Source organism: Kingella pumchi (assembly GCF_022288825.1).
Taxonomy (GTDB): domain Bacteria; phylum Pseudomonadota; class Gammaproteobacteria; order Burkholderiales; family Neisseriaceae; genus Kingella_D; species Kingella_D pumchi.
Window position 1 is genome coordinate 12,455 of the sequence record NZ_JAKOOW010000014.1, and the last position, 12,605, is coordinate 25,059.

Genomic DNA, 12,605 nt, shown 5'->3' on the forward strand with positions numbered 1-12,605 from the left:
GATATTTCAGGCAGCCTGAAAACGGGTTGGCGAGTTTCGGCGAAGCCAAAACTCACTTATCCCCAATCTCCAAAATCGCCAAAAACGCGCTCTGCGGAATCTCCACATTCCCCACCTGTTTCATGCGTTTTTTACCGGCTTTTTGTTTTTCCAGCAGTTTTTTCTTGCGGGTAATGTCGCCGCCGTAGCATTTGGCGAGTACGTTTTTGCGCAGGGCTTTGACGTTTTCGCGGGCGATAATTTGCCCGCCGATGGCAGCCTGAACGGCGATGTCAAACATTTGGCGCGGGATCAGTTCGCGCATTTTGCTGGCGAGTTCGCGCCCGCGCTGCACGGCGGTTTGGCGGTGGACAATCAGGCTGAGCGCGTCTACTTTGTCGCCGTTTACCATAATGTCCAGCTTCACCAAGTCGGCGGGCTGGAATTCTTTAAACTCGTAATCCAGCGAGGCATAGCCGCGCGAGGTGGATTTGAGTTTGTCAAAAAAGTCCATCACCACTTCGTTCATCGGCAAGTCATAAGTGAGCATCACCTGCCGCCCCATATACTGCATATTGCGCTGCACGCCGCGTTTTTGGTTGCACAGGGTCATCACGTTGCCGACATAATCCTGCGGCACGAGAATGGTGGCGGTGATAATCGGCTCCATAATGGTTTCTATCGTGCCGATGTCGGGCAGTTTGGACGGGTTTTCCACGTCTATTTTTTCGCCGTTTTTCAGGATCACTTCATACACCACGGTGGGCGCGGTGGTAATCAGATCCATATCAAACTCGCGCTCCAAGCGCTCTTGCACGATTTCCAAATGCAGCAAGCCGAGAAAGCCGCAGCGGAAACCGAAGCCGAGTGCCTGCGACACTTCGGGCTCAAATTTTAACGACGCATCATTGAGTTGCAGCTTTTCCAGCGCGTCGCGTAGGGCTTCGTAGTCGTGGCTTTCCACGGGGTACAGCCCTGCGAACACTTGGCTTTGCACTTCTTTGAAGCCCGGCAGCGGCTCGGCGGCGGGATTGGTGGCAAGGGTAACGGTGTCGCCCACTTTCGCCTGCCCCAGCTCTTTCACGCCGGTAATCAGAAAGCCCACTTCGCCCGCTTTGAGCTCTTGTTTCTGCACCGATTTTGGCGTGAACACGCCGAGCTGCTCCACCTGCGATTCGGCTTTGGTGGACATAAAGCGCACTTTGTCTTTCAGTTTCAGGCTGCCGTTTTTCACGCGGATGAGCATCACCACGCCGACATAGTTGTCGAACCACGAATCGATAATCACGGCTTGCAGCGGCGCGTTTTCATCGCCTTCGGGGGCGGGGATTTTGGCCACGATTTCTTCCAGCACGTCTTCCACGCCCAAACCGGATTTGGCGGAGCAGGTGACCGCGCCCACCGCATCGATGCCGATGATATCTTCGATTTCCTGCGCCACGCGGTCGGGGTCGGCGGCGGGCAGGTCGATTTTGTTCAGCACGGGCACGACTTCCACGCCCAAATCAATCGCCGTGTAGCAGTTGGCCACGGTTTGCGCTTCCACGCCCTGCGACGCGTCCACCACCAAGAGTGCGCCTTCGCAGGCGGACAGGCTGCGCGAGACTTCGTAGGAAAAGTCCACGTGTCCGGGGGTGTCAATCAGGTTCAGCAGATAGGTTTCGCCGTTTTTGGCTTTGTAGTTCAGCGCGGCGGTTTGCGCCTTAATCGTGATGCCGCGCTCTTTTTCGATATCCATGCTGTCCAGCACCTGGGTGCTCATTTCGCGCTGTTCCAAGCCGCCGCAGTATTGGATAAAGCGGTCGGCAAGGGTGGATTTTCCGTGGTCGATGTGGGCGATGATGGAGAAGTTGCGGATGTTTTTCATAGCGAAAATCGGTTTTCAGGCAGCCTGAAAAGACATAAAAACCGCGCATTTTAGCCCAAAAGCGCGCATCGGGTAGGGCGATTTCGCAGGCGGGCGAACAAAAGCGCGCCGCCGCCTAGGCGCGCCACTTGCGAAAGCCGGCGGCGCAGGCATAAAATGCGTTCCGACAAGAACCTGTACCCATACCGACTAACCCCGTTTCAGGCAGCCTGAAAACCCTTTCAGGCTGCCTGAAACGATGCTTGCTTAGGAACACCCACACCATGCGCAACACGCCCATCTACAACTTCTCCGCCGGCCCCGCCACCCTGCCCGAGTCGGTACTGCGCACCGCGCAAAGCGAGATGTTCGACTACAACGGCACCGGCTTTTCGGTGATGACCATGAGCCACCGCTCCGATGCCTTTATGAGCATTCTCTACCATGCCGAACAAGACCTGCGCCAGCTGCTGGCCATTCCCGACAACTACAAAGTGCTGTTTTTGCAGGGCGGCGCCAGCGCCCAGTTCAATATGTCGGTGATGAACCTGGCCAACGGCTTCAAGCGCGTCGATTCGGTGGTAACCGGCCAATGGAGCCGCATCGCCCACGAGCAGATGGGCAAACTTTCCGACGTCGAAATCCATCTGGCCGCGCACGGCGGCGAACGCTACCAGTTCAACAACCTGCCGCCGGTTTCTTCATGGGACATCTCGCCCGATTCGGCCTTCGTCCATTTTGTAATCAACGAAACCGTGCACGGTCTGCAATACCGCGAAGTGCCCAAACTGGCCGACAATATGCCGCCGCTGGTGTGCGATATGTCCAGCGAAATCCTTTCCCGCCGCATCAACGTCTCCGACTTCGGCATGATTTACGCCGGCGCGCAGAAAAACATCGGCCCCTCCGGCGCCACCATCGTCATCATCCGCGAAGATTTGCTCGAGCGCTGCTCCGACCGCGTGCCCGACGTATGGAACTACAAATCCCACGTCCAGCGCCAGGGCATGTACAACACCCCGTCCACCTACCCCATCTACATTTCCGGCCTGGTGTTCCGCTGGCTGCAGTCGCAAGGCGGCGTTGCCCAGATGGAAACCATCAACACCCTCAAAGCCAAAACCCTGTACGACGCCATCGACTCCAGCGGCGGCTTCTACATCAACAACGTCGATCCCGCCGCCCGCTCGAAAATGAACGTAATCTTCACCACCGGCAATAAGGAATTGGACGAACTGTTCGCCCAAGAATCCACCACCCGCGGCCTGCAGCTGCTGCGCGGCTACAAATCGATGGGCGGCATGCGCGCCAGCATCTACAACGCCATGCCGCTGCAAGGCGTCGAAGCCCTGATCAACTTTATGCGCGAGTTCCAGCGCCGCTACGGCTAAGCCATTTGGCAGCGCAGCGGGCGCAGTTTTGCCCATCCGGCTTTTCAGGCTGCCTGAAGCCGGCAAACCGCCCAAGCAGCCTGAAAAACGCAACAGCAAAGTCCAAACGCCCGCCAAAGTTTTCAGGCTGCCTTAAACCTTCAGGCAGCCTGAAAAACATCTCCCACCATCCGACCAAACAAGGAGAGTGCCCGTGAACATCCGCCCCGCCGCCCTGCTGCTGGCCGCCCTGCTTGCCCACAGCGCCTACGCCGCGCCCGCCGCCCAAAGCCGGCAGTCCGCCCTTGATGCCGCCACCGCCGCCTACCAGAAAGAAGATTACAAAACCGCCATGCGCCTGCTCAAACCGCTGGCCGAACGCGGCGACGCGCTGGCGCAGGTCAATGTCGCCACCCTCTACCAAGACGGCCTCGGCGTACCGGTCAATCCCGCCGAAGCCTTCAAGTGGTACCAAAAAGCCGCCCGTCAGGGCCACCCCGAAGCCCAGTTTATGCTCGGCTTTGACTACAGCGAAGGCATCGGCACCGCGCAAAACTACGAACAGGCCGTGTACTGGTACGCCAAAGCCGCTGCCCAAGGCCACGCCGAAGCACAAAACAACCTTGCCGCCCGCTACGCCACCGGCACCGGCGTCAAACAAAACATCGCCACCGCCAAATACTGGTACGCCAAAGCCGCCGCCCAGGGCAACGACAGCGCCCGCCGCACTCTTGCCGGCCTGGAAGAGCGCTTTCGCAGCGCATCCGAACCGGCCGCAGCGCCGGCACCGGCCAAACCGTAATCCGTGCGGCAAAGCAGCCTGCGCAGCGTAGCGAAGTTGCGAAACTAAAACCAAACGATGGACTTTCAGGCTGCTTTTCCCCTTACCTGCGATATCTAAGGCAACGGCTGTAGGGTGCGCCCCGCGCACCAACAACAACCGGGCAACACAAACGGCACGCGCTGCCAAACCGTTTCAGGCTGCCCCATTCAACAAACAGGCAGCCTGAAAAACCGTCTGCCAAACCGTTTTCCAACAGATTTAATGCCCGTATGCCATGCTTTGCGTAGGGTGCGCCCCGCGCACCGAAACCAAGAAACCGCCGCGCTGCCGAGATACCGTGCGGCAAAACGGCAGAACGATATACGGTGAATGGTGCGCGGTACGCACCCTAGCCGTCAAAAAAGCAGCCTGAAAACCATAAATTTGGTTTTCAGGCTGCTTTTTGCCTTGGCGGCAATATTTAACGGCAGGGGCTGCGGCTTAAACTGCCGTAGCGGCCGACGATGCCCTGCAGGGCGGCGGCATCTTCGTCGCTTACCGACATAAACAGCACATTCATGCGGGCGGAGCTTTGGCTGTTACCCTCGCCGCCGCCTTCGACCACTTGGCGGGTGGCGGCGTGCGGGAAGCGGCCGAGCAGGCCTTTGATGCGGTGGTAGTCGTCTTCCGGCAGGCTGACGCGGGCGGAGCAGGGGCGGTGCTGGCTGCCCTGGCGGACTTCGCCCTCGGCCTGTTTCTGAGCACGCGGCTGCTGGGTTTTGCCCTCGCGCGGCAGCATCACTACCGGACGGCGCGGCTGGTTGGGCAGAATGTAGTTTTTGTTCTGGCCGCCGCCGTAGGCGCCCTGGTTGTTGTTTGCCTGCTGCTGGCTGCCGCTGCTGCCGGTGTTGATGATGATCTGCGGCTGTTGCTGCTGCGGTTGCGGCGGCGCCACAGGCGTGGAAACCGCCTGCTGGGCGGCGGTGTGGCGCTTGAGCATTTTGCCGCCGAGCATGCCGGCAAAAACAATCAGATTAAGGGCCACCAGGGTGGCAAACAGCCATTTCATGCGTTTTCTATCCAGTTGAGCAGTCCGAAAATCACGAGATTATCTACAATTTTGACTTGCTTGTCTAAAGTAAATGCCGCCGGCAGCGCCGCGGCGACCTTGGCCGCGCCGCCGCCGGTAATCAAAACGTCCACCGCGCCGCTGCTGCGTGATGCCAGCCGCGCGTGCATCAGCATCAGCGCGCCGCATACCGCGTCGATCATGCCGGTGGCGATGGCGTTGGCGGTGGTGGTGGGAAAGGGGTAGTGCTGGCCGTCGAGGCGGCCGAGCCGGTCGGTTTTGCGGCAGAGCGCTTCTTTCATCAGGTAAAAGCCGGGCATGATGCTGCCGCCCAGATAGTGGTTGTCGGCGGTGAGCGCGTCGATGGTAACGGCGGTGCCGCAGCTGACGATGACGCAGGCGCGGTCGGTGAAACGGCGGCTGCCCAGCGCATTGAACCAGCGGTCGGGGCCGTGTTCTTCGGGGCGGCGGTAGTGGTTGGTGATGCCCAGCGCGCGCGGCATCGACGCCAGCCATTCCACCGGCAGGCCGACGGCGCGGGCGGCGGCATCGCGCTTGTCTTCGCCGCACACCGCCGAGCCGACGATTTTTTCAATGTCTGCGCCGCGCTCCTGCCATTCGCGCTCCAGCTGCGAAAGGTCGCGGTAGGGCGCGTGGCCGCTGTGGACGATGCGGCCGTTGCGCACCCACGCCCATTTGAGCCGGCTGTTGCCGCCGTCCAGCAGCAGGCATTGCTGCGGCTTGGCCGGCGCGGCAGCCTGAACAAGCTGCTCCGGCCGGCGCAGGCTGATTTCGCCGCTGTGCACCAGCATCTCGCCGCCCTGCTCCGGCGCCAGCCGCAGCGCGCCGTCGGCGGCGATGCCCAGTACCCTGCCCTGCGCCACCGTTTCGCCCTCGCGCAGCAGGCAGACTTCGCGGTCTTGGTCGCGGTGGACGGTCTCGTAGGCAGCCTGAAACGGCGCGAAACCCTCGGCGGCAAAACCTTCCAGCGCCGCGGCCAATTCGTCGAGCAGGCGGTCGGCCAGCGCGGCGGCGGTAATTTTTTTGCCCGCCAGCGCCTGCACCGAAGCGGCGTTTGCCACTTCCTTGGGCAGCACGAAATTGATGCCGATGCCGATAACGGCGTGGGTCAGGCCGTCGCGGCGCACGCTTTCGATCAGGATGCCGCCGAGTTTGTCGGTGCCGGACACCAAATCGTTCGGCCATTTGATGGCGGCGGGGCAGCCCAGCGACGCCAGCGCGCGCGCGCAGGCGAGTGCCGCCAACGGTGCCAGCGCGCCCAGTTCCGCCTGCGTGCGCGCAAAAGTCCAGCCGATGCTGAAAGTCAGGCATTCGCCCATGCGGCTCTGCCACGCCCTGCCCTGGCGGCCGCGGCCGCTGCGCTGGTGGTGGGCAGCGACGAAACGGTGGTGGATGTCGCCGCCGGCGCGCACCGCCGCCAGTAGTTCGTCGTTGGTCGAAGCGGTTTCTTCGAGCACGGCAGCCTGAAAACGCGGATGGCGGTAGTTTTCCGGCAGCAGCGCCAGCGGCCGCACCAGATGCCAGAAGCCGTCTCGCTGGCGCAGCAGCCCGCGCAGGTGCGCCGGCGCCTGCTGCCACAGCGCGTTGAGCGAAGCGGGCGCATGGCCGGCGGCGCGCGCCAGCTCGGTAACGTGGCGCGGTTCGCCGTCGGCCAGCGCGGCAAGCAGTTGGGACAAAGACATCGCAAACCTTTCAGGCAGCCTGAAAAAACGGCGGATTTTACCCCATCCGGCCGCCGGCGGCGAAAGGGCGGGGCGATACGCGGCAAAAAAGCAGCCTGAAAAGCGGTCTGCGCCGGCGCAAACGGTTTTCAGGCTGCTTTTTTCAGATGCCTTCGACGACAAACTCGCGGCCGGCGCGCTGCCATTGTTCGCATTCCTGCGCCAGCGCGGCGGCGGTGAGCGGGTTGTGGGCGAGCCAGCTTTGGGGGATTTTCAGGCTGCCGCTGCCGTCGCTGCCGCAGCGCAGCGCGGTGGATTCGGGCAATTCCAGCGGCAGGCGGGCGCGGCAGAACAGCACCGCCAGCCGCAGGGCGAGCACGGCGTTCCACAGCATGGCGTCGCCGCTGCCGATGCTGTCGGTCATTTTTTTCAGATCGCCGCGCTGGCCGAGCACCAGCGTGGACAGCAATTCCTGCTCGGAGCGCGAAAAGCCGGGCATGTCGGCCTGGGCGAGAATGTAGGCGCCGTGCTTGTGGTAGGCGGTGTGGGCGATGTCGGTGCCGATTTCGTGCAGCATCGCCGCCCAGCGCAGGTATTCGCTCCAGCGGGCGACTTCGGCGGTGGCGGCGCGCTGGGCCAGGCTGTGCAGAAACAGGCCGGCGATTTTCGCCACGCGGGCGGCCTGGTTTTTGCTGACATGGTAGCGTTCTTGGAAGCGCACGGCGGTTTCTTCGCGCAAATCCTGCTCGAGACCGCGGCCGATAAAGTCGTAAAACACGCCGTCGCGCAGGGCGGCTTCGGTGAACTTCATCGAACGGACTTCCAGCTCTTCAAACACCGCCATCATTACCGCCAGCCCGCCGGCAAACACTTCGACGCGCTCGCTTTTGAGCCCTTTGAGCCGGGCTTTTTTCACGCTGCCGGCGTCGATGATTTTTTCGGCGGTTTTGCGCATTGCTTCCAGCGTGATTTCTTCGCCCCAGCCCTGTTCGGCAATCACGTTGCAGATGGATTTGGCGCTGCCGGAAGTGCCCAAGGCCACATCCCAGCCGCTGCGGCGGTAGTTTTTGCTGATGCGCTGGATTTCGCTGCGGGCAGCATTGATGGCAGCCTGAAAGTTTTTGGCGGCGGCTTTGCCGTCGAAAAAGCGCAGCGAATAGGTTACGCAGCCCAAAGGCAGGCTTTCGGTCTGCTCGGGAGACAGGCCGCGGCCGATGATGAATTCGGTGGAACCGCCGCCGATATCGACCACCAGCATTTTGTTGCCGCCGGCCGGATAGGTGTGCACCACGCCGGCGTAAATCAGCCGAGCTTCTTCGCGGCCGGCGATGACTTCGATGGGAAAGCCCAGCGCGCGTTCGGCCTCGGGCAGAAAGTCGGCGATGTTTTTGGCAACGCGGAAGGTGTTGGTGGCCACCGCCCGTACCTGCTCAGGCTCGAAGCCGCGCAGGCGCTCGCCAAACTGCGCCAGACATTCCAGCGCCCGCTGCCGCGAGCTTTGGTCCAGGTTTTTCTGGCTGTCCAGGCCGGCGGCCAGCCGCACCATCTGTTTGATGTTTTCGATGATTTGCAGCTGGCCGTTGTGGTTTTGGCAGATCTGCAGGCGGAAGCTGTTGGAACCCAAATCGACAACGGCAAGCGTGGGAAGCGTATTCATATCGGTCGCGGCGGTAAAAAAGCGGGCATCTTAGGGCATCGCGCCGATTCCGACAATCCGCCTGCCCCAGCGGCGCTTTCAGGCTGCCTGCACGGCTGGCGGCCAAGGCACAGACGGCGGCGCTGCGGCGGCGGCCGTTTGCGCGTTACAATGCCGCCGTTTTTTCAGGCAGCCTGAAAAGCCGACCCCGCCCCAAAACAAGGAAACCCCGCCATGAACACCTGCCCGCTGTGCCGCGCCGAAAACGAAAACGTGCTGTGGCAAAACGAAAACCTGCGCATCATCGCCGCCGAAGAAAGCAATATTCCCGCCGTCTGCCGCGTTATCTGGCACGGCCACACCGCCGAAATGAGCGATCTGCCGCCGGATGCGCGCGTCGAGCTGATGGACGCCGTGTGGCGCACCGAAGCGGCGATGCGCGCGGTGCTCAACCCCGACAAAATCAATCTCGCCAGCCTGGGCAATATGGTGCCGCACCTGCACTGGCACGTTATCGCCCGCTTTCGCGACGACGCCTGCTTCCCCGCGCCGGTATGGGCGCCGCCGGTGCGCCGTCCGTCTTTCAGGCTGCCTGAAAACTGGATCGAAGCGGTCAAAACCCGTCTGGCGGCAGCCTGAAAAGCAGCCTGAAAAACGTATCGGCTATAATGCCGCCGTTTTCCGACTACTCGCACAAGGAGCCGCGATGACTTCCCACCTTTCCCGCCGCCGCCTGCTGCAGGCTTCGCTGGCCGCTGCCGGCAGCAGCCTGCTGGCCGCCTGCGGCAGCAGCAACCCGCCGCAAACGCCCGCCCAACCTGCCAAGAAGCCCGACATGAACACCCAGCCGCAACCGCAACCCGCCGCCCCCGTCCGCGCCGGCGACAACACCCTGCGCATCTTTGCCTGCTCCGGCTTTGCCGAAGACGCGGTGCGCGTCGAAACCGGCATCACCCGCCTGAGCGCCGCCGGCTTCCAAGTCGAAAACCGCCAGGCCGGCTACCGCCGCTTCCAGCGCTTTGCCGGCAGCGACGCCGAGCGCATCGCCGACTTCCAAGACATCGCCGCCGGCAAAGCCGCCGCCCCCAAAGTGCTGATGGGGCTGCGCGGCGGCTACGGCGCCGTGCGCCTGCTGCCACACATCGACTGGGGACGGCTCGGCGCCAAAATGCAGGAGCGCCAAACCCTGCTCTTCGGCTTCAGCGACGTTACCGCCATCCAAATGGCGCTCTTGGCGCAAACCGGCCACCCCAGCTTCGCCGGCCCGATGCTCTACAGCGAATTCGGCAAAGCCCAGCCCAGCACCTACACCATGGACAGCTTTATCCGCGCCACCACCGCGCCGCAGTACGACATCACCGTTTCCGCCTTCCAAAGCAGCCGCGTGCGCCCCGCCGAAGGCATGGTATGGGGCGGCAACCTCAGCGTGCTCGCCTCGCTGGCCGGCAGCGCCTATATGCCCAAAGTCAAAGGCGGCATTCTCTTTATTGAAGACGTGGCCGAGCAGCCCTACCGCATCGAGCGCATGCTGCACACCCTCTATCTGGCCGGCATCCTCCAGCAGCAGCAGGCGCTGGTATTGGGCGACTTCCGCATGGGCAACATCCGCGACAGCTACGATGCGGGCTACAACCTGACCAGCGTTGCCCAAAGCGTTTCCCGTGCCGCCGGCATTCCCGTGCTGATGAACTTCCCCTTCGGCCACATCACCAACAAAGCCACCTTCCCGCTCGGCGCCCGCGGCCGTTTGAGCGAAGCCGACAACGGCGGCTACCGCATCACCTTCAGCGGCTACCCCACCCTCAACCCCGCCGCGCTCAACCTGTCCGCCCTGTTGCCGCCGCCGCCCGAATTGGAAAACGGCATCTTCGGCAGCGCCCCCGCCGGCAACGGCAACGGCAGCACCACCGGCAGCGAAAGCGACGGCGAACAGTAAGCCCGCCCCGCCCAAGCAGCCTGAAAAAAGGCAGCCTGAAAACCCGATTAAGGTTTCCAGGCTGCCTTTGTTTTAGGCTTTCGGCTTTTCAGGCTGCTTTTCCAACCCGCATGCCGCGCGGTCAAAATCAGCTTTCAGGCTGCCCGCAGGACAAATCCTTTTCGTCCAGCACCTGCCGCACGCGCCAGCCGCGGCGCTCCAGGCTCTGCAGCAGGCCGTCGCGGCCGAACAGATGGGCGGTGCCGACGGCAACGGTATGGCTCTCCCGCGGCAGCAGGATGTCGAGCCGCTCCAGCCAGATGCGGTTGCGGCCGGCGAGCATTTCCTCGGCGCCGTGATGGCGCCAAAACGCCCGATCGGCACGGCTCAGGCGGCGGCTGGTGCGGTTGCTGCGGTCGGGATCGAGCAAGGGCAGCAGCTGCCGCACGCGGCCGCCGTAATAGGCATCGAGCACGGCGCGGATTTCGCGGCGGCCTTCCGCGGCTTCGTCCATCTGCGCGTCAAGCAGGCGGCCGACCTTGTCGGCAGGCAGGCGGTGCAGCAGTTTCAGCACGTCGGCCTCGCTCTCTAGCGCCAAAAACTCCTTGTCCAGCCGCCGCGCTTCGCCCGCCATCAGCACATCGATACCGTTTCCATAACCATAGCCCTCGGGCAGCAGCAGCAAGGAAAAGAAAAAGCCGGCCACCCCGGGCGCGGTTTTGCTTTCGGGCTGCAGTACGGAAGCGGCGGCGGCATGGCTGCCCGGCTGCACGAAACTGCGCACCCGCGCCATGCGTTTGGCGCCGAGCGTGGCAGACAGCGGCTCGTCCGCATGCAGCATCGAAGCGATCAGCTGCTGCTCGGCGGGATAGCGCCTGCGGTATGAAGGCGGCAGTATGCCGGTGTTTTCCACCACCAGCACCCGGCTGCGCGCCAAAGCAGCCTGAAACAACGGCGGCAGCTTGTTCCCGTCTTTGCCGACATGAACGGTGCCCGCCAGATAGCTGACCGGCGCGCCGTCGCGGGTGGCGCACCACAAAAAACTGCCGTCGCGCACGCTGTCGGCGGCAGCGGCAAACGGCAGCAGCAGGCAGGCAAAAAAACAGGTAAAGCGGGAAAAAACAGCAGACATACCGTCTCCTTATGGGGTGTTGATATTCGGATTTCGCCGCGAGTTTTGCATCAGAAAACGCCAGCCCGCGCCGCAAACGGCGGACAGCAAAACAGACCATCGGGCAGCCTGAAAGCGTAAATACCACGCCTGCTGCCGCGCCACAAGCGCCGCCGGCTCCGCCCAAGCCGGCCGAACAGGCGTATTATCGCGTTTTTTGTTTGGCAAACGGGGCGCACATGCATTCTTACCGCGGCGAATGGCTGCTGCTTTCGGTGTCGCTGATGGCGGCGGCCGGCTGGTTCGTATCGAAAAACGTGATTGCCGGCCTGCCGCCGGCGGCGTTTCTCGGCATCCGTTTCAGCGCGGCGGCCTTATTGTTCCTGCCCTTCGCCCTACCGGCGCTGCGGACGATGGACGCCGGCCAATGGCGGCGCGCCGGCGCGGTGGGGCTGGCGTTTTTTCTCAATATTTTTTTGTGGCTGATGGGCGTGGCGCACAGCCGCTATTTCGGCAGCGGCGCCTTTGTGTTCAGCCTGTCGATGCTGGCGGCGCCCCTGCTCTCATGGCTGCTGTTCCGCCACCGTCCGCCGCGGGTGTTTTGGCTGTCGCTGCTGCCGGCGGCGGCGGGGCTGTATCTGCTCACCGGCGGCAAAGGCGGCAGTTTCGATACCGGCAGCCTGTTTTTCGCCATATCGGCGCTGGCGGCAGCGCTCTTTTTCGTGCTCAACAACCAGTTTGCCAAGCATATTCCGGTGCTGGCGCTGACCACCGTGCAGATGGCAGCGGCAGGTATTTTGTGCGGCGCCTACTCGCTGGCGTTCGAGCATTGGCCGCCGCAGGTGGCAAGCGTGGTGTGGGCGTGGCTGGCACTGTGCATCGTGGTGCTGACCAATCTGCGCTTTCTGGTGCAAACCTACGCGCAAAAGCTGTGCCAAATCGGCAGCGCCGCGCTGATTATGGTACTGGAACCGGTGTGGACGCTGCTGCTGAGCGTGTGGCTGCTGAACGAAACCGTCGGCGCCGCCAAAGCCGCCGGCTGCACGCTGATTCTGGCGGCGCTGGTAATTTACCGGCTGCCGCTGCTGTGGCAGCAGCGGAAAACGGCTAAAGCCGGCAAGGCAGCCTGAAAGTCCAAAGTATCCAAACTGCCAATTTTGCCGCGAACCTCACTCCCTCCCCTGCGAGCGGGAGAGGGAATGCGGTGGCTGATGCGTTTTAGCAGCCGGCTTGG

Annotated in this window: 10 protein-coding genes; 5 read left to right on the forward strand and 5 right to left on the reverse strand. The window is 62.6% G+C overall.

Annotated elements, in window-relative coordinates; all coding sequences use genetic code 11:
* Positions 1-52 precede the first annotated feature (52 nt).
* The gene (gene lepA, locus MB824_RS03555) at positions 53-1,846 is read right to left on the reverse strand and encodes a translation elongation factor 4 (RefSeq protein ID WP_238746033.1); all 1,794 of its coding nucleotides are present in this window, start codon (positions 1,844-1,846) and stop codon (positions 53-55) included.
* Between the two features lie 263 nt (positions 1,847-2,109).
* On the opposite strand from lepA, the gene serC reads away from it, so the two are divergent.
* Positions 2,110-3,216, forward strand: coding sequence for a phosphoserine transaminase (serC, locus tag MB824_RS03560; protein ID WP_238746035.1), 1,107 nt, complete (start codon positions 2,110-2,112; stop codon positions 3,214-3,216).
* Between the two features lie 193 nt (positions 3,217-3,409).
* Positions 3,410-3,997 carry a tetratricopeptide repeat protein gene (locus MB824_RS03565; protein WP_238746037.1) on the forward strand — a complete coding sequence of 196 codons (588 nt, stop codon included), beginning with the start codon at positions 3,410-3,412 and terminating at the stop codon, positions 3,995-3,997.
* Positions 3,998-4,439: 442 nt separating this feature from the next.
* On the opposite strand, the gene MB824_RS03570 is transcribed toward MB824_RS03565, so the two are convergent.
* From MB824_RS03570 to ppx, 3 genes are all read right to left on the reverse strand, one after another.
* Positions 4,440-5,027, reverse strand: coding sequence for a cell division protein (locus MB824_RS03570; RefSeq protein WP_238746039.1), 588 nt, complete (start codon positions 5,025-5,027; stop codon positions 4,440-4,442).
* Positions 5,024-6,730 carry a biotin--[acetyl-CoA-carboxylase] ligase gene (locus tag MB824_RS03575; protein ID WP_238746041.1) on the reverse strand — a complete coding sequence of 569 codons (1,707 nt, stop codon included), beginning with the start codon at positions 6,728-6,730 and terminating at the stop codon, positions 5,024-5,026. Before MB824_RS03575 ends, MB824_RS03570 begins: the two co-directional genes overlap by 4 nt.
* 142 nt (positions 6,731-6,872) lie before the next feature.
* Positions 6,873-8,366, reverse strand: coding sequence for an exopolyphosphatase (ppx, locus tag MB824_RS03580; protein ID WP_238746042.1), 1,494 nt, complete (start codon positions 8,364-8,366; stop codon positions 6,873-6,875).
* A gap of 213 nt (positions 8,367-8,579) precedes the next feature.
* Between ppx and MB824_RS03585 the strand changes: the two genes are divergently transcribed.
* Together MB824_RS03585 and MB824_RS03590 are read left to right on the forward strand one after the other, a co-directional pair.
* Positions 8,580-8,984 carry an HIT family protein gene (locus MB824_RS03585; protein ID WP_238746043.1) on the forward strand — a complete coding sequence of 135 codons (405 nt, stop codon included), beginning with the start codon at positions 8,580-8,582 and terminating at the stop codon, positions 8,982-8,984.
* A 67-nt stretch (positions 8,985-9,051) separates the two neighbouring features.
* Positions 9,052-10,281 (forward strand): LD-carboxypeptidase, encoded by a 1,230-nt coding sequence (locus MB824_RS03590; RefSeq protein WP_238746044.1) that lies wholly within the window; start codon positions 9,052-9,054, stop codon positions 10,279-10,281.
* Positions 10,282-10,408: 127 nt separating this feature from the next.
* On the opposite strand, the gene MB824_RS03595 is transcribed toward MB824_RS03590, so the two are convergent.
* The gene (locus tag MB824_RS03595; RefSeq protein ID WP_238746046.1) at positions 10,409-11,392 is read right to left on the reverse strand and encodes a TraB/GumN family protein; all 984 of its coding nucleotides are present in this window, start codon (positions 11,390-11,392) and stop codon (positions 10,409-10,411) included.
* Positions 11,393-11,610: 218 nt separating this feature from the next.
* Between MB824_RS03595 and MB824_RS03600 the strand changes: the two genes are divergently transcribed.
* Positions 11,611-12,501 carry a DMT family transporter gene (locus MB824_RS03600; protein ID WP_238746047.1) on the forward strand — a complete coding sequence of 297 codons (891 nt, stop codon included), beginning with the start codon at positions 11,611-11,613 and terminating at the stop codon, positions 12,499-12,501.
* The last annotated feature ends 104 nt before the right edge of the window (positions 12,502-12,605 follow it).

What these genes read in the sequence shown, in the direction of transcription:
- MB824_RS03570 (WP_238746039.1), bottom strand. Translation starts at nt 5,027, where the DNA reads ATGAAATGGCTGTTTGCCACCCTGGTGGCCCTTAATCTGATTGTTTTT.
- MB824_RS03600 (WP_238746047.1), top strand. Translation starts at nt 11,611, where the DNA reads ATGCATTCTTACCGCGGCGAATGGCTGCTGCTTTCGGTGTCGCTGATG.
- MB824_RS03585 (WP_238746043.1), top strand. Translation starts at nt 8,580, where the DNA reads ATGAACACCTGCCCGCTGTGCCGCGCCGAAAACGAAAACGTGCTGTGG.
- MB824_RS03575 (WP_238746041.1), bottom strand. Translation starts at nt 6,730, where the DNA reads ATGTCTTTGTCCCAACTGCTTGCCGCGCTGGCCGACGGCGAACCGCGC.
- MB824_RS03595 (WP_238746046.1), bottom strand. Translation starts at nt 11,392, where the DNA reads ATGTCTGCTGTTTTTTCCCGCTTTACCTGTTTTTTTGCCTGCCTGCTG.
- ppx (WP_238746042.1), bottom strand. Translation starts at nt 8,366, where the DNA reads ATGAATACGCTTCCCACGCTTGCCGTTGTCGATTTGGGTTCCAACAGC.
- MB824_RS03590 (WP_238746044.1), top strand. Translation starts at nt 9,052, where the DNA reads ATGACTTCCCACCTTTCCCGCCGCCGCCTGCTGCAGGCTTCGCTGGCC.
- serC (WP_238746035.1), top strand. Translation starts at nt 2,110, where the DNA reads ATGCGCAACACGCCCATCTACAACTTCTCCGCCGGCCCCGCCACCCTG.
- lepA (WP_238746033.1), bottom strand. Translation starts at nt 1,846, where the DNA reads ATGAAAAACATCCGCAACTTCTCCATCATCGCCCACATCGACCACGGA.